A 16,081-nucleotide genomic window follows, 5' to 3' on the forward strand; every position below is an offset into this window, starting at 1 on the left:
CGCCGGCGAGATGCACCGGATGACCTCGAGGCTGCCACCATCAATCACAGTACCGCAATATATCATCGAATATAGCGGTGGGCAGAGGGCGGGCGGCCCGGTGGCGTACCCCTAGACGTCGGAAGACAGCGCCAGCGGCGCCCTGGCGTGCTGCTCCAGCACATGCTCGACGCACAGGCCCACGAAGGTCGCGTCGAGACGCTCCAGTTCCGCGGCGGCCTTGCGCAGCGCGGCGTGGTTGTTGCTATGGGCGTCGGAGAAGATCGCGTCGCGCAGTTGTTCCGCCGAGCGCGCTTCTTCGACCGCCGTCCTCAACTCGGAAAAGCGCCTGAAACCGGCCGCCTTGCCTTGCTCGGCGAGGATCGACAGCAACTGGTTGAAGGAAGGCGAGCCTGAGGCGCCGGCCGACGGGAAACTGCCCTGGCCGTCGGCAAACATCTGCACAAAGCGCAACACGCTGCCGTAAAGGCGTCTGAAAGCATCGACGACGTCACGGATCAGTTCCGCGCGCCCACGGTCGGGCGCGACTTTCAACGCGGTGATCGTGGTTGAAAGGCTCTTCGCGGACCGGTCGCGGCGTTCCGATGCGTCGGACAGGGTGGATCGACTGCGCACCAATCTGGGCTCCGGGAGTTGTCTTGGAAGGGGTGTCCTGCAACGTTGGCCGAGCGTGTCGGGGCGCATGAATCGTTGTACGCGCCGGTCGACCGCTGCCAACCGTCATATTCCGTAGGATATAACGAATGGCCGCGCAAGTGGTAGACGCTGCGCCGGCGAGTACTGCGCTGCTGATGGCTTGCTGTAGCCCGCGCGGCTGCGGGGAGCGGCCGGACAGGTTGGGCACGCAACGGCACGCAGCGGCGCGCTCGGGCAACTGGCCCGCCCAAGGTAGTGGCCGCTCTCCAGAGAGACGCATGAGTTTGAATGGCACAATGCAGAACCTGCAGTGCGTTTGCCGGTGCTGTTCAGACTCGTACGGTCGTGAGGAGAAGGTCCATGGCGTTTTCCGCTTTGCTCGTGTTTGCGCTGGCCTTGGGTGTCGCGGCGGCGTCGCCCGGTCCGGGTATCGCCGCGCTCGTCTCGCGTGTGCTGACACACGGTTTCCGTGACGTGCTGCCGTTTCTCGTCGCCATGTGGCTCAGCGAGGTCGTGTGGCTCACCTGTGCGGTGGCCGGCCTGGCGGTGATTGCCCGCACCTTCGCACTGCTGTTCACGATCCTGAAGTTTGCCGGCGTCGCCTACCTGCTGTTTCTCGCCTGGAAAATGTGGTTTGCGCCCATCGGTGGCGAAGAAGCGCATCTGCCGAGCGGGCAATCGCCGTCACGCATGTTCCTTGCGGGCCTGACGATCGGTTTCAGCAATCCGAAAGTCATGGTTTTCTATCTTGCGCTGTTGCCCACCCTCGTGGATATTTCGCGTGTGAGCGTGTTCGCCTGGTTCGAACTGACATTGACGGCGCTCGCCGTCCTGATCACGGTAGATCTTGCCTGGACGCTGCTCGCCGCGCGTGCGCGCAAGCTGCTGACAGGCCGGCGCGCGGCCAGAATCGCCAGGCGGGCGAGCGCGACGATGATGGCAGGCGCAGCGGTGGCGATTGCCACACGCTAGTGCGTCCTTGCGACGCCTTTTCCAGACTCCAATCCGTTTCAAACGGGAACAACACTAACGATGAGTCATCCCCACACCGAGTTGATCGAACGCTTCTATGAAGCCTTCCAGAAGTGCGACGCCGAAGCCATGGGCGCGTGCTATGCCGACGACGTCGTCTTCAGCGATCCCGTCTTCGGCGAGCTGCGCGGTGAAGAAGCGCGCGACATGTGGCGCATGCTGGTGCAGCGCGCCCAGGCGTTTTCGCTGACGTTCGACGCCGTCGAGGCCAACGAGCGCACCGGGCGTGCCCATTGGGTGGCGCGTTATCTGTTCAGCCAGACCGGCCGCAGCGTGGTCAACCGGATCGACGCGCAGTTCGTGTTCCGCGACGGCCGCATTGCCGAGCATCGCGATACCTTCGATCTGTGGCGCTGGTCGCGCCAGGCACTGGGATTCAAGGGGATGTTGCTGGGGTGGACACCTTTCGTGCAACGGGCGATCCGCGCGCAGGCGAGAAAGGGCCTCGATGCTTACCGGGCGAGGCGCGCCTGAGATATCACCGCGCGGCGCTGCGAGGCTGGCCATCCGGCCTACTTGCAGGAGATCGGGCAGATGATGCAGTATTTCGTCAGCAGGCGCGCCGTGTCCGAGCGGCGATTCGCTGTGGTTCACGGCGATGGGCGGGGCGCGCCGAATCATCAAGATCAAAGGGACGAATAGCTATGCCTGTCGTGGATGCGGCCTGGGAGGATTGGCTGGCCACCAATGCGAAGCGCGGCTGCACCGTGGATTCGATGGTGGAAGCGATGGTTGGGGCGGGTTTCGATTCGCTGTCGGCGAGCGCGGCGGTGCAGCGCGCGCTCGGCGCTGGCTTGGGCGGAGCGAGGACGGCCGAGGCCGAAGGCGGTACCCAGGCGCGCCTCGTCAAGGCGGCGCCGGCCGATTACCAGTACGATGCGTCGCCGGTGCCGGGCGGCAATCTGATCCGCGCGTTCGACCGCGACGTGAAGGTGCTGATGCGTTGCGAGCGGCCGCAAGTGATCGTCTTTGGCGACGTGCTCTCGCCCGACGAGTGCGCCGAGATGATCGAGCGTTCGCGGCACCGACTCAAGCGTTCGACCACGGTCAACCCGGAGACGGGCCAGGAAGACGTGATCCGCAACCGCACCAGCGAGGGCATCTGGTTTCAGCGCGGGGAAGATGCGTTCATCGAACGTATCGACCAGCGGATCGCCAGCCTGATGAACTGGCCGGTCGAGAACGGTGAAGGCCTGCAGATTCTGCACTACAACACGAGCGGCGAATACCGCCCGCACTTCGACTATTTTCCGCCGGATCAGCAGGGCAGCGCTGTGCATACGGCACGCGGCGGCCAACGGGTGGCGACGCTCATCGTCTACCTCAACGATGTCGAGAACGGCGGAGAGACGATTTTTCCGGAGGCGGGGTTGTCGGTTGCCGGCAGACAGGGCGGTGCGGTGTATTTCCGCTACCTGAACGGCTTGCGGCAACTCGATCCGCTCACCCTGCACGGCGGTGCGCCGGTGCTGGGCGGCGAGAAATGGATCATGACGAAGTGGATGCGGGAGCGGGAGTACCGGTAATGCGCGGAGGGCTCACACGAGCCCTCCGTCAACCGTCCGCCAAGGCCCGCCAAACTTACCCGGCTTGCAGCGCCTTGCCGCGCTCGGCGTCCTGGCCGACTTCGCGCAGCACCGCATCGAAGAAATGCGCTTGCGCGTCGGCATCCGAGCGCGCGTAAGCACGGTTGATCCCGCTGATCACGGCGCGGATCGACGCCGTAATCAGGTTCGCGTCGATGCCCACGCCGAACGCGTTCCCCACCACTTGCGCGCCGGCCATTTCGGCAATCGCAATGGCTTTGGCGTCGGCGCCTTGCGTGAGCGCGCGTTCCTCGTAGTGCTGGATCCGCACAGGGGTGCGCAGCGCGTGCATCAGCGCGTCGAGCGGGCCGTTGCCTTCACCGGCCAGCACCGTGCGCACGCCGGCGATGTCCACCGTCAGCTTGATGCGTTCGCGGCCGCCGTCTTCCGAGAGTGCATGGCCGATGTAGCGCAGCGGGGCGACGCTGCGCACGTACTCGTCCTGGAACACTTCCCAGATCTGCTGGGCGCTGACTTCCTGGCCGCTGTCGTCGGTGACCCGCTGGACAGCCGAGCTGAAGTCCACCTGCAGACGGCGCGGCAGCACCACACCATGGGTCTGCTCGAGCAGATAGGCGATGCCGCCTTTGCCCGACTGGCTGTTGACGCGGATGATCGAATCGTAGGTGCGGCCCAGATCGCGCGGGTCGACCGGCAGATAGGGCATTTCCCACACCGCATCGTCCTTCTGCACGGCAAAGCCTTTCTTGATGGCGTCCTGGTGCGAGCCGGAGAAGGCCGTGAATACCAGGTCTCCAACATACGGATGGCGCGGGTGCACCGGCAATTGCGTGCATTCCTCGGCGGTGCGGGCGACTTCGTTGATATGCGAGAAGTCGAGGCCAGGATCGACGCCTTGCGTGTACAGATTGAGCGCGAGCGTGACGAGGTCCACGTTACCGGTGCGTTCGCCGTTGCCGAACAGGCACCCTTCGATGCGGTCGGCGCCGGCCATTACGGCCAGTTCCGCCGCCGCGACCGCCGTGCCGCGATCGTTGTGCGGATGGACCGACAGCAGCAGCGAGTCGCGTCGCGCGAGGTTGCGATGCATCCACTCGATCTGGTCGGCGTAGAAATTCGGCGTGCCGATTTCGACGGTGGCCGGCAGGTTGACGATGGCCTTGCGCTCGGGCGTCGGCTGCCAGACGTCGAAGACCGCGTCGCAGACTTCCTTGGCGAAATCGAGTTCGGTGGCCGTGAAGGTCTCCGGGCTGTATTGCAGCGTGAAGGCCGTTTCCGGCGTCGCGTCCACCAGACGCTTCATCGTGCGCGCGGCGTTCACAGCCAGTTGCTTGACGCCATCGCGCTCGAGTCCGAAGACGATCTTGCGGAATTCCGGCGCGGTGGCGTTGTACAGGTGGACGATCGCACGCGGAACGCCGCGCAGCGATTCGAAGGTGCGTTCGATCAGGTCGTCGCGCGCCTGGGTGAGCACTTCGATCGTCACGTCGTCGGGGATATGGCCGCCTTCGATCAGCTCGCGCACGAAATTGAAGTCGGTGTCCGACGCCGACGGGAAAGCGACTTCAATCTCCTTGAAGCCGATTTGCACCAGCGTCTTGAACATGCGCATCTTGCGCTGGGCGTTCATCGGCTCGAACAAGGCCTGATTGCCGTCGCGCAGATCGGTGCTCATCCAGATCGGCGCATGCGTGATGGTGCGCGAGGGCCAGGTGCGATCCGGCAAGTTGACGGGAGTGAAGGGGCGGTACTTGGTGGCGGGATTTTTCAACATGATGGGCTCGTGTGGGTTCAGAAAAGACGTGAAGGGATCGAAACGAAGAGAGGCAAAGACGGACGGTGCGACGACGCGTGACAGCGCTGGCCTCGCTGGCCAACCGGGCCACTGACCGTGCGCGAAGACTGGGCCGGCCGCGTCGACGTTGCGGCAGCCCGGCAAAGCAAAGAAGGAATTCTGTAGTGGTTCATCAGTCCGTTGCCCGGTGAGCAATCCATGGAGCGTGAAAGGAACGAGACGAAGCACGGCCGCCGGTTGGCAACCGGGGCAAGGTCAGCAAAGCTTGGGAGTTAGTGACGCTTCAGTTGCGTTAGCAGGAAGCGCGTAGCAGCAGACCTAGCCCGGTAGAGCGGGCTAGTAGTAGGAGGGATAGCAGGGTCTGTGCGCGGAACATGGCCGTAATGGAATCACAAACGGCGAGGCGAGTCAAGCAATGCTTGCGCGGTGCGTCAGGGCGGGCAGTCATGTGGACGGCCAGGTTCATTGGCCCGCCGTGTTGCCAAGCGGGCGCGTGGACAGGTCCTTGAGCGCCGTCCAGCAGTTGCTGTAACCCATGCGCAGGATCATCAGGCCGATCACGCCGGCGGCGACGTGATCGAGCATCGGCAAGCCGGCCATGCTGCCGATAATCCCCAGCGTCGCGACCAGCGCGGAGAACGCATCGAGCCGGGCATGCCATGCGCTGGCGAGCAGAATGCTGGAGTGGGTTCGATGTGCTTCGGCGCGCATGTAGCGGAACAGCGCTTCCTTGGCGAACATCACGAAGAGGGCGACGATGAGCGCGCTTGCCCGCACGGTCGCGCTGACGGTGAGGATGGCGGCGGGTCCGATGCAATGCCACAGCATGTCGCCGGCGGTGCCGATCAACAGCACGCCGATGAACAGCGAGGCGAGCGAAGCAGGAAAGCTGCCGTCGCGAGGGGCGGCACGCCGTCCGGATGCGGTGGCCGCGCCGAGAAACAGCACGGCGATGACGACACCGTCCGCGGCGAGATCGCTGAGGGTATGGATGCCGTCCGCCACGAGGCCGTCGGAGTGAGCGAACAGGCCAATGACGATCTGCATGGCCATCAGTGCGGCATTCAGCATGGCGCTCACGTAGGCAGCCTTGAAGGCACTGCCGCGCGACTGGCGGGGACGCTCTGACGGCGATGGCATCGTGTGGATGGGTTCGAGTAATGGCAGCAAGTTAGCTGCCGAACGTTGCGGGCATGTGACAACGCTCCCGACCCCGTCGCGCAGGCGTGGCTTGCCGATCGTGCCGGTCGTGGCTGCAGCGCGGTGTATTTCCGCTACATGAACGGCCGGCGCGAACTCGATCCGCTGACGCCTCGCTTTACGACGCGTCCTGCCGCCGTGAACCGCCGCCGACGCTTTGCCCGGCGTCGTGCGCCATCTGCCAGTAGCCCCACATCGACACCAGCGTCAGCAGGCCGGCGCAGAGGAAGGCGAGGCGGAAATCCTCCAGCGTGAAGACATGGCCCGACAGCTCGCCGTTGAACACCGCCGCGCCGCGCAGCGCCACCGCGCCGAAGGCGATGCCGAGGCCAATCGTCATCTGCGCGGCGGCGCTCCAGAGCGTGCTGGCGGCGCTCATCTGCGGCTGGGCGACGTCCGCGTAGGCGAGGGTGGCGAGGGTCGAGAACTGCATCGAGCGGGCCACGCCGTAGACGAACACCACGATCAGCACCCACGCTAGCGGCGACTCCGGCGTCAGCAGGCCGCAGGCGATCGTGAAGACGCCGGCCACGGCGACGTCGACGATCGACACCACCCGGAAGCCGAAGCGCTGCAGGATGCGCGTGGTCAAGGCCTTCATGCCGAGGTTGCCGAGGGCGCTCGCGAGCAGCAACAGCCCCGACTTGAAGGCGGACAGTCCGAAGCCGATCTGGAACAGCAGCGGCATCAGATACGGCACCGCGCCGATGCCGATGCGCGTGAACGAACCGGTTACGACGGTCACCGAGAAGGTGGGGATCTTGAGCGTCGACACGTCGATCAGCGGATGCGGATGGCGCTGCGCATGACGAAACGCGACAAAGCCGAGCACGAGGCCCGCCGCCACAAAAGCACCTGCGATCCACGGATTTTCGCCGGGCTGGCTGGCGAGTTCGGCGCCGTACAGGATCGAGGTCAGGGTGGCGCCGCTCAGCAGCAGGCCGACGAGATCGAGCGGCCGGCGTTCGCTGCCGCGCAGGTTCGGCACCAGCGCGACCACGGCGGCCATCACCGCGATGCCGAACGGCACATTGAGGAGAAAGATCCAGCGCCAGTTCGCGTACGTGGTGATGAAGCCGCCCACCGGCGGCCCGACCACGGGCGCGACGATCGCCGGCCACGTGATGGTGGAGATGGCTTGCATCAGGCGGCTCTTTTCGGTGCTGCGTACGACGATCAACCGACCTACCGGCACCATCATGGCGCCGCCGATGCCTTGCAGCAGACGCGCCGCCGTGAACTCGGCCACGTTCTGCGACATCCCGCACAGCACCGAAGCGATCGTGAACACGCCGATCGCGCTAAAGAACACCGTGCGCGAGCCACAGCGATCGGCGACCCAGCCGCTCACCGGAATGAAAATCGCCAGCGCCAGCATATAGGCCGTCATGCCGAGGCTCAGGCTGTTCGGACCGACGCCGAACGAGCGCGCCATCTGCGGCAGGGCTGTGGCGATCACGGTGGTGTCGAGGTACTCCATGAAGAAAGTCGCCGCGACGATATACGGCAGCCAGCCGATGAAGGACGGACGGGTTTGAGTGTCGGTCATCGCGCACCCTCGGGCGAGCGGCCTGGCGCGCGTTGCGCGGCGGCGCGGGCAAGCCGCCCGTGCGCGTCATGATGTTGGCGTCGATTCATGCTGTTGCGGCTTCCTGTCAAAAGCGTGTGTTCATCCCCGGTCTCCCCGCGCGAACCCTCTGCGGAACAGGTTTCCGTTGCGCCGGGAAAACGTAGAAGTATTGCTCAGGACGGGCAAACCCTGCTCTCGCGGCAGGCAACTTTTTCGCGTCAGGGCCTCGACGGCGCCGCTCGGCTAGGCGGAAACCCGCGCCAGTAGGCCGTTTGCGAGTGAATAGGCAATGCCAATTGCGGCGATTTAAACAATCAACTTTTTCTATTAAGCGGTTCTAGACATAATCTCCTCACTTTCTCAACCACGAACCAAAGAGGACGCAGCAAATGCCGATCATCAACAGCCAAGTCAAACCCTTCAAGGCAACCGCTTACCACAATGGCGACTTCCAGACCGTCACGGAAGAAAGCCTCAAGGGCAAGTGGTCCGTGTTCGTGTTTTACCCGGCTGATTTCACGTTCGTTTGCCCGACCGAACTGGGCGACCTGGCCGATCGTTACGCCGAATTCAAGAAGCTCGGCGTGGAAATCTACAGCGTTTCGACCGATACGCACTTCACCCACAAGGCATGGCACGACACGTCGGACACGATCCAGAAGATCCAGTATCCGATGATCGCCGATCCGACGCTGGCTATCTCGCGTAACTTCGACGTGCTGATCGAAGAAGAAGGCATGGCCCTGCGCGGCACCTTCGTGATCAACCCGGAAGGCGAGATCAAGCTGTGCGAAGTGCACGACAACGGCATTGGCCGTGACGCCGGCGAACTGCTGCGCAAGGTCCAGGCTGCCCAGTACATCGCGGCCCACCCGGGTGAAGTGTGCCCCGCCAAGTGGACGCCGGGCGCTGAAACGCTGACTCCGTCGCTCGACCTGGTCGGCAAGATCTAAGCAGATTCGCTTAGCTCAGTCACATCGCAGTACGCGCCACTCGCTGGCGCTCCTCCGTGCGGACCGTATCACGCGCCATGCCGCTTCATGTGTATGCGGTCCGCACGCCTCCTCGCCACGCCCCGAAGTGGCGGCCGGAGCCCCAACCCTCGTCACGGAATTCGAATAGCCATGCTGGACGCCAATCTCAAGACTCAGTTGAAATCGTACCTGGAAAAGGTCAGCCGGCCGATCGAGATCGTCGCCTCGCTCGACGACAGCGCCAAATCGCAAGAGCTGCTGGCGTTACTCGAGGACATCGCATCGCTGTCGGAACGCGTCAGCGTGATCGAACGGCGCGGCGACGACCAGCGCAAGCCGTCGTTTTCGATCGGCGAGCCGGGCAAGGACACGGGCATCCGCTTTGCCGGTATCCCGATGGGGCATGAATTTACCTCGCTGGTTCTGGCGCTGCTACAGGTGGGCGGGCATCCGGTCAAGCTCGACGACGCGGTGATCGAACAGATCCGCGAGCTCGACGGCGACTATCAGTTTGAAACCTATTTCTCGCTGTCATGCCAGAACTGCCCGGAAGTCGTGCAGGCGCTGAACGTGATGGCCTTGATCAACCCGCGCATCCGCCACGTGGCGATTGACGGCGCGGTGTTCCAGCACGAAGTCGAATCGCGCCAGATCATGGCCGTGCCGACGATGTTCCTGAACGGCGAAGTGTTCGGCCAGGGCCGCAGCGGCGTGAAGGAAATTCTCGCCAAACTCGATACCGGCGCGGGCGCTCGTGCGGCAAAAGAACTGGCGAAGAAGCCGGTGTTCGACGTGCTGATCGTCGGCGGCGGTCCCGCCGGCGCGGCCGCCGCAATCTACTCGGCACGCAAGGGCATTGCGACGGGTGTGGTGGCCGAACGCTTCGGTGGTCAGGTACTCGATACCCTTGCCATCGAAAACTTTGTCTCCGTTCAGGAGACCGAAGGACCGAAGTTCGCCACGGCGCTCGAGCAGCACGTGAAGAGCTACGAAGTAGACATCATGGACGTGCAGCGCGCCGAAGCGCTGATCCCGGGCCGCATCAACGAAGTGCGCCTCGCGAGCGGCGCCGTGCTGAAGGCGAAGACGATCGTGCTCGCGACCGGTGCGCGCTGGCGCGAAATCAACGTGCCGGGCGAGCGCGAGTATCGCAATCACGGGGTGGCCTACTGCCCGCACTGCGACGGCCCGCTGTTCAAGGGCAAGCGCGTCGCGGTGATCGGCGGCGGCAACTCGGGCGTCGAAGCGGCGATCGATCTGGCCGGCATCGTGCGCGAAGTGACGCTGTTCGAATTCGGCGCGCAACTGCGTGCCGACGAAGTGCTGCAACGCAAGCTGCGCAGCCTCGCCAACGTCACGATCGTGACGCAGGCGCAGACCACCGAAATCACCGGCGACGGCAAGAAGGTCAACGGCCTCGTTTATAAGGATCTGCGTTCGGGCGAGACGAAGAAGGTCGAACTGGAAGGCGTGTTCGTGCAGATCGGTCTCGTGCCGAATACCGAATGGCTGAAGGGCACGGTCGAACTGTCGAAGCACGGCGAGATCGTGGTCGATGCGCGCGGCGCGACTTCGGTGCCGGGCGTGTTCGCCGCCGGCGATGTGACGACGGTGCCGTTCAAGCAGATCGTCATCGCCGTGGGCGAGGGCGCCAAGGCATCGCTGGCCGCCTTCGATCATCTGATCCGCAGCAGCGCGGACGACGAAGTGGAAGTCAAAGAGGAAGAAGCGGCGCTCGCCGAGAGCTAAATCTTCCGCGTGCACGGCGTGCTGTCGCCTTGCACTGCTGCATTGCAACGAAGCCCGCCAGCGCGCGGGCTTTGTTTTTTTCGGCCATCACTTCGTTGGCAGGCGCCATTTTTGGCCAGGCCCTCTACCCATACACCCGTTTCATTCGCACGCTTGACGCAGGCCACCGCTGACGTCGTCACGGCCCCTTTGTTTGGAGTCCGTTGCCTGGATTGAATGCTTGGCTAAGCCGCTCGCGAGGCCATATAAATCTGGGAGTCGGGCCCGACCTTTCGCCGCAGCCGCATGTCACGACACGACACGCCCGCGGACGGGAGGCGCCATAAAACAGGGAGGGAGACAATGGCATCTTCGCAAGCGGCGCCTGCCCGTTGGGTGGACGGCAAGCGCTACCTTTGGCTGCTCGGCGCGCTGACCATCACGTTGCCGCTGCACGCGGCGAATCTGGCGCTGATGACGGGCTGGCATGTCTTCTGGTGGTTCGGTCCGATCTTCGTGTTCGGCATTATCCCGGTACTCGACTATCTGATCGGCGACGATCCCAGCAATCCCCCCGACGACGTCGTGCCCGTGCTCGAGCGGGAGCGCTATTACCGGCGCATCGTTTATCTCGCGACCTTGATCGAATACGTGTCGTTCTTCGGCGCCGTGTGGATCGTGGGCACGCATGCGCTGAAGTGGTACGACTACCTGGGCTTTGCGCTGTCGTTGGGCGCGGCGACCGGTGTCTCGATCAACACGGCTCATGAACTGGGCCACAAGACCGACCGTTTCGAGCGCTGGCTCGCCAAGGTCACGCTGGCGCCGGTGGCCTACGGGCATTTCTTTGTCGAGCACAATCGCGGGCACCACGTGCGGGTCGCCACACCGCCGGACCCGGCCAGCGCGCGTTATGGCGAGTCGTTCTGGGCCTTCCTGCCGCGCACCGTACTTGGGAGCATCGCGTCGGCATGGCGGCTCGAGAGGGAGCGCCTTGCGCGCCTCGGTAAATCGCCGTGGAGCTGGCGCAACGAGGTCTTGCATGCGTGGGCGATGACCGCGGTGCTGTGGGGCGCCATGATCGCGCTGTTCGGCAGGGGGGTGATTCCGTTCCTGCTGATTCAGGCGGCCTACGGTGCGTCGCTGCTCGAAGTGGTCAATTATCTGGAGCACTACGGACTGGGCCGCAGGCTGTTGCCGAGCGGCAAATACGAGCGCTGCCGGCCCGAGCATTCGTGGAACAGCAATCGCATCGTCACGAATCTGTTCCTCTATCAATTGCAACGGCATGCGGATCACCACGCGAATCCGACACGCTCGTACCAGGCCTTGCGTCACTTCGACGGCGCGCCGCAACTGCCGTCCGGCTACGCGACGATGATCATGTTCGCGTATGTGCCGCCGCTCTGGTTCCGCGTGATGAATCCACGCGTGGTCGCGCATTATGGCGGCAATATGGAGCAGTCGAATATCCGCCCGGCGATCCGCGAGCGGGTGCTCGCGCAGTTCGCGGGGGCGCATCGATGATGTGACGCTGGTACCACCGCGTTCGTCGCGTGTCGTCTGTCGCTTCGCGCGATTCCCGCGAAGCCTTGCTACTACGCTTCGTGCCGTTCCGGCTGTTCGCTGCGAGCGGCAAATTCATCTGCCGTCGCGGCGCGAACCTCGTCGGCAAAGCGCTGCAACGAGGAAAGCGATCCGCTCACGCTGTGATAGGTCTCGCGGCCGATGCGGGCATCGAGCAGAATCTGCAAGCCCGCTGTCCTGGCAATTTTCACAATATCCACGGCCGTCCCCTGGTTAAGCGGCGTGCAGACTGCATTCCCATCTCGATCGAGCCTGCCGTCTGGCGGCGTTTCATGTTCACGAGCGGGGCGATGTATTGGCGGTGGCTACGCTGAAAGCCACGGACCCATCGTAGTTGAGCAAAACGTCTCGCGATAATGCAAACAGCGGGCAATAACCGAGGCAATTCGCGTCTTCGACGCACCTCGGTTCTGCCCGCTGTTAAACCGCCGTTTCGAACCGCCGTATGACCGTTCAGGACCCCACGCGTTTTACTTCCTGTCGATCGAGTACTTGCCCGGCCCTGTCACGCTCAACAGCAGCAAGCCACCGATGATGCTGATGTTCTTGTAGAAGTTGATCATGTTCATGTACTGCTCCATGCCGCTCATGGTCCAGTAGTGGTGGGCGATCAGCGCCGTGCCGAACGTGTAGAGCGCGAGCAGCACCGCCAGCGGCCGGGTATAGAAACCCACCACGATGGCAAGGCCCACGGCGAACTCCATTACCACCGCGATGATCGCCGACAGCTCGGGCACTGGCGCGCCGGTCTGCGTCATATAGGCCACCGTGCCCGAGAAACCGGTCAGCTTCGACCAGCCGAACAGTACGAACAACAGCATCAGCAAAATCCGGGCGGCGAGAATCAGTTCGTCCTTGCGAGATTCAAATAGTGTGTAGCGCATGATAGTTTCCAGTGAGTGTTGATTAAGCTTGCGTAGGTGGGCGAATCACATTACGCCCACAGGTCCGACATTTCGATGTTGCGCAGATCGAAGACCAGCACTTCGGCATCGCGCCCTTGCGTGAACGTCAGCAACTGTTCGTTGCGTACCCGTGCGCCGTCGCCTTCAGTCAGCGCTTCGCCGTTCACCTTGACGCTGCCGCGCGCCACGTGAACATAGGCGTAGCGATCGGCCGCCAGTTCCAGCCGGGCGCTCTCGTCGCCGTCGAACAGACCGGCATAGACGCGCGTGTCCTGCTGCACCGTCAGCGATTCATCCGCGCCGTCCGGCGAAATCACCAGGCGCAGCTTGCCGCGCTTTTCCGCCGCTCCGAAGTGGCTCTGCTGATAACGCGGCGCCGTGCCTTTGGCCGCCGGCGCAATCCAGATCTGCAGGAAGTGCACAGGGTCCGCCTTCGAGTGGTTGTACTCGCTATGGGCGACGCCGGTGCCTGCGCTCATCAACTGGATGTCGCCGGGCACGATCACCGAACCGGTGCCCATGGTGTCCTTGTGTTCCAGCGCGCCTTCCAGCACGTAGGAGAAAATTTCCATGTCCCGGTGCGGATGCTTGCCGAAACCCTGGGCCGGTGCGACGCGGTCGTCGTTGATCACCAGCAGGTCCGAAAAGCCGTTCTGCTTCGGGTCGTGATAGTTCGCGAAGGAAAACGTATGACGCGAGCTGAGCCAGCCGTGCTCCGCGCGGCCGCGTTGATTGGCGTGTCTGATGTCGAGCATGGTGTTTCTCCTTGATTGTGCGATCCGGCGAGGGTTGTCGTCCGTGATCCATGAACAGCAGTTTAGGTCAATCAATGTGATTATAATCAAGCAAAAATCGGAAACACTGTCGCTATGGAGTGGACAATGAGACGGCAAACCAGGCCGGCAGGCACGTGGGCGCGTAGTAGGGCAATCAGGACGCGAGACTTGAGGGCAGGCGATGCAACTCGATGACATGCGGATCTTCGTCGCCACCGTCGACGCGCACAATTTCACGAGCGCGGCCAACCGCCTGTCGCTCTCAAAGCAGTTCGTCAGCCGCCGGGTGATGGCGCTGGAGGAGGCGCTCGGCGTGCGGCTTCTGATCCGCAACACGCGCAAGCTGGCGGTCACCGAGCTCGGCCAGGAGTTCTACGAGCGGGCGAAGCGCATCCTCGGCGAGGTCGAAGAGGCGGAGCAGGCCATGTCGTTGCGGCGCGCTTCGCCGCACGGTCTGCTGCGGGTGAGCGCGCCGATGTCGTTCGGCATGGTGCATCTGTCGCCGCTGGTGGCGATGTTCCTGAAGAAGCACCCGGACGTGCGCTTCGACATGGAGCTTAGCGACCGCACCGTCGACGTGGTTGGCGAAGGCTTCGACATGGCGATCCGCATCGGCACGCTGGCCGACTCGACGCTGATTGCGCAAAAGCTCGCCGAGGTGCGGATGGTGGCGTGCGCCAGCCCGCAGTATCTGCGGCGGCGCGGCACGCCCACGGCACCGGCCGATCTCGCGCGTCACGCCTGCCTGCTGTACGGGCACGGCGGCCCGGCGAGCTGGGAGTTCGTGGTGGACGGGGTGCACAAGGCAGTCGAGGTGCATGGACCGCTACGCGCGAACAACGGCGAGTTGATCCGCGATTCCGCGATCGCCGGGCTCGGCATTGCGCGCCTGCCGGATTTCATCGTGTCCGCCGCGCTCAAGGCGGGGCAACTGGCCGGTGTGCTGGAGCCGTTTCTACCGCGCGCCGCGGCGCTCTATGCAGTCTATCCGCAGCATCGTCAAAGTTCGACTACGATCCAGGCGTTCACCGCGTTTTTGCGCGAGCAACTGGCGAAGAGCTTGTCTGCCTGAGCGGGCGGGTCGAGAAACGGCGCGGGGCGCGTGAAGCGGTAGCGCGTCGTTGGGTCTCACCGAGCGCGGCCACCACCGTTCGGGCCCGGATATTGCGAAGGTCGAGCCTGCGAGAAGTCAGTCGTATGGAGAATGGATTCGTTGCAACCGGGCGTATCAGGCAGAAACGACCATGGACCCAATCAGCATCTGACTCGTATGCACCAGCCGCTGAAGAAATTACATGCCGAGGCATGGCTGCGTGGCAGCCTTTACAGCCTCGCATGCCGTTCGGACAGCGGGCAATCAATTCATTCGCGGCCAACGCGATCGGAGGATGGGTGTCGAACAGACGTATAACGCGTGCAATCCGCCGCCGCGACCACAGAACCGCCGCCATGGCGCCGTGGCTGGCTGCCGCTGCTGTCGCCGGCATGACCGTCATGCAGGCCCCGGCCAGCGCGCAAACGCCGGCGCCGCTGCAGGAGTGGCAATACTCCGCGGGCGTCCCGCTGGAAAAAATGATGGAACCGCAAATCCCCACGTGGCAAGTCGCGGTCGGCGCGGCCGCGGCCTTCCAGCCGCGCTATGACGGCGCGGACCGCTATCACTTCGAAGGCGGCCCAAGCGTCGACATTCGTTATAGCGATCTGTACTTCGCTTCGACAGGGGAAGGTTTTGGCGCCAACGTCGCGCAAGGCCAGAACTGGCGGATCAGCATTGCCGCCGCCTACGACCTCGGGCGACGCGGCCAGGACGACGACGAGCATCTGCACGGCCTCGGCAACATCAACCCGGCGCCCGAGCTGAAGCTGGCAGCCGACTATGTCGTGTCGCAGAGTTTTCCGCTGGTGCTGCGCGCGGATATCCGGCGCAGTTTCGGCGGCTCGAACGGCTGGGTCGGCGATCTCGGCGCGTATATGCCGCTGCCGGGCAGCTCGAAGACGTTCTTCTGGTTCGCCGGGCCGAGCCTGACCTTCGCGGATTCGAAGTACATGAACAGCTGGTTCGGCGTGAACGAGACCCAGGCCGCCGATTCCCAATACTCGTACTACCACGCGAGTGCGGGTCTCAAGTCGGCGGGCTTCGGCGTCAGTGCGATCTGGTTCTTCCAGAAGCACTGGTTTGCCGCGTGCGACTTTGCGCTCGAGCAACTGGTCGGCAGCGCAGCGCGCAGTCCGATTACGCAGCGTTCGTCGAATGGCGTGCTCGATCTGTCGATCAACTATCAGTTCTGAGCCGGCTTGTTCCAGGGCCGCCCGGCTGGATCTAAGTCGGGC

At 63.8% G+C, this 16,081-nt stretch carries 15 protein-coding genes; 8 read left to right on the forward strand and 7 right to left on the reverse strand.

Translation table 11 applies throughout. From position 1 onward, the window contains the following. Positions 1-111: 111 nt before the first annotated feature. Entirely contained in the window at positions 112-717 is a 606-nt protein-coding gene (locus tag BUS12_RS08335) for a hypothetical protein (RefSeq protein ID WP_253190036.1), read from the reverse strand. Positions 718-996: 279 nt separating this feature from the next. On the opposite strand from BUS12_RS08335, the gene BUS12_RS08340 reads away from it, so the two are divergent. From BUS12_RS08340 to BUS12_RS08350, 3 genes are all read left to right on the forward strand, one after another. After that, complete coding sequence (locus BUS12_RS08340; protein WP_074295258.1) at positions 997-1,608, forward strand: LysE family translocator; 612 nt, start codon at positions 997-999, stop codon at positions 1,606-1,608. Between the two features lie 60 nt (positions 1,609-1,668). Then, complete coding sequence (locus tag BUS12_RS08345; protein ID WP_074295259.1) at positions 1,669-2,142, forward strand: nuclear transport factor 2 family protein; 474 nt, start codon at positions 1,669-1,671, stop codon at positions 2,140-2,142. 170 nt (positions 2,143-2,312) lie between these two features. Further along, a complete protein-coding gene (locus BUS12_RS08350) occupies positions 2,313-3,194 on the forward strand; it encodes a 2OG-Fe(II) oxygenase (protein WP_074295260.1) in 882 nt (293 codons plus the stop codon). Between the two features lie 55 nt (positions 3,195-3,249). On the opposite strand, the gene leuA is transcribed toward BUS12_RS08350, so the two are convergent. The 3 genes from leuA to BUS12_RS08365 all read right to left on the reverse strand — a co-directional run bounded on the left by leuA (position 3,250) and on the right by BUS12_RS08365 (position 7,759). Next, on the reverse strand, positions 3,250-4,989 hold the full coding sequence (gene leuA / locus BUS12_RS08355) for a 2-isopropylmalate synthase (protein ID WP_074295261.1): 1,740 nt from the start codon (positions 4,987-4,989) through the stop codon (positions 3,250-3,252). A 483-nt stretch (positions 4,990-5,472) separates the two neighbouring features. After that, positions 5,473-6,150: a cation diffusion facilitator family transporter gene (locus BUS12_RS08360; protein WP_074295262.1), complete on the reverse strand. Its 678-nt coding sequence runs from the start codon at positions 6,148-6,150 to the stop codon at positions 5,473-5,475. A 178-nt stretch (positions 6,151-6,328) separates the two neighbouring features. Then, entirely contained in the window at positions 6,329-7,759 is a 1,431-nt protein-coding gene (locus BUS12_RS08365; RefSeq protein ID WP_074295263.1) for an MFS transporter, read from the reverse strand. Positions 7,760-8,169: 410 nt separating this feature from the next. On the opposite strand from BUS12_RS08365, the gene ahpC reads away from it, so the two are divergent. The 3 genes from ahpC (at position 8,170) to BUS12_RS08380 (ending at position 12,009) form a co-directional block, all read left to right on the forward strand. Further along, positions 8,170-8,733, forward strand: coding sequence for an alkyl hydroperoxide reductase subunit C (ahpC, locus tag BUS12_RS08370; RefSeq protein ID WP_074295264.1), 564 nt, complete (start codon positions 8,170-8,172; stop codon positions 8,731-8,733). Positions 8,734-8,904: 171 nt separating this feature from the next. Continuing rightward, positions 8,905-10,503 (forward strand): alkyl hydroperoxide reductase subunit F, encoded by a 1,599-nt coding sequence (gene ahpF / locus BUS12_RS08375; protein WP_074295265.1) that lies wholly within the window; start codon positions 8,905-8,907, stop codon positions 10,501-10,503. 342 nt (positions 10,504-10,845) lie between these two features. Further along, on the forward strand, positions 10,846-12,009 hold the full coding sequence (locus tag BUS12_RS08380; protein ID WP_074295266.1) for an alkane 1-monooxygenase: 1,164 nt from the start codon (positions 10,846-10,848) through the stop codon (positions 12,007-12,009). Positions 12,010-12,080: 71 nt separating this feature from the next. Here BUS12_RS08380 and BUS12_RS08385 read toward each other — a convergent pair whose 3' ends face one another. The 3 genes from BUS12_RS08385 to BUS12_RS08395 all read right to left on the reverse strand — a co-directional run bounded on the left by BUS12_RS08385 (position 12,081) and on the right by BUS12_RS08395 (position 13,729). Beyond that, positions 12,081-12,269, reverse strand: a complete 189-nt coding sequence (locus tag BUS12_RS08385) for a hypothetical protein (RefSeq protein ID WP_074295267.1) — start codon at positions 12,267-12,269, stop codon at positions 12,081-12,083. Between the two features lie 270 nt (positions 12,270-12,539). Continuing rightward, on the reverse strand, positions 12,540-12,953 hold the full coding sequence (locus tag BUS12_RS08390; protein ID WP_074295268.1) for a DoxX family protein: 414 nt from the start codon (positions 12,951-12,953) through the stop codon (positions 12,540-12,542). Between the two features lie 50 nt (positions 12,954-13,003). After that, positions 13,004-13,729 carry a pirin family protein gene (locus tag BUS12_RS08395; RefSeq protein WP_074295269.1) on the reverse strand — a complete coding sequence of 242 codons (726 nt, stop codon included), beginning with the start codon at positions 13,727-13,729 and terminating at the stop codon, positions 13,004-13,006. A gap of 202 nt (positions 13,730-13,931) precedes the next feature. Here BUS12_RS08395 and BUS12_RS08400 point away from each other — a divergent pair, with 202 nt between their 5' ends. Together BUS12_RS08400 and BUS12_RS08405 are read left to right on the forward strand one after the other, a co-directional pair. After that, on the forward strand, positions 13,932-14,822 hold the full coding sequence (locus BUS12_RS08400; RefSeq protein WP_074295270.1) for a LysR family transcriptional regulator: 891 nt from the start codon (positions 13,932-13,934) through the stop codon (positions 14,820-14,822). 377 nt (positions 14,823-15,199) lie between these two features. Then, positions 15,200-16,039, forward strand: coding sequence for a MipA/OmpV family protein (locus tag BUS12_RS08405; RefSeq protein WP_074295271.1), 840 nt, complete (start codon positions 15,200-15,202; stop codon positions 16,037-16,039). Positions 16,040-16,081: the final 42 nt, after the last annotated feature.

The organism is Paraburkholderia phenazinium, assembly GCF_900142845.1.
GTDB classification, from domain to species: domain Bacteria; phylum Pseudomonadota; class Gammaproteobacteria; order Burkholderiales; family Burkholderiaceae; genus Paraburkholderia; species Paraburkholderia phenazinium_A.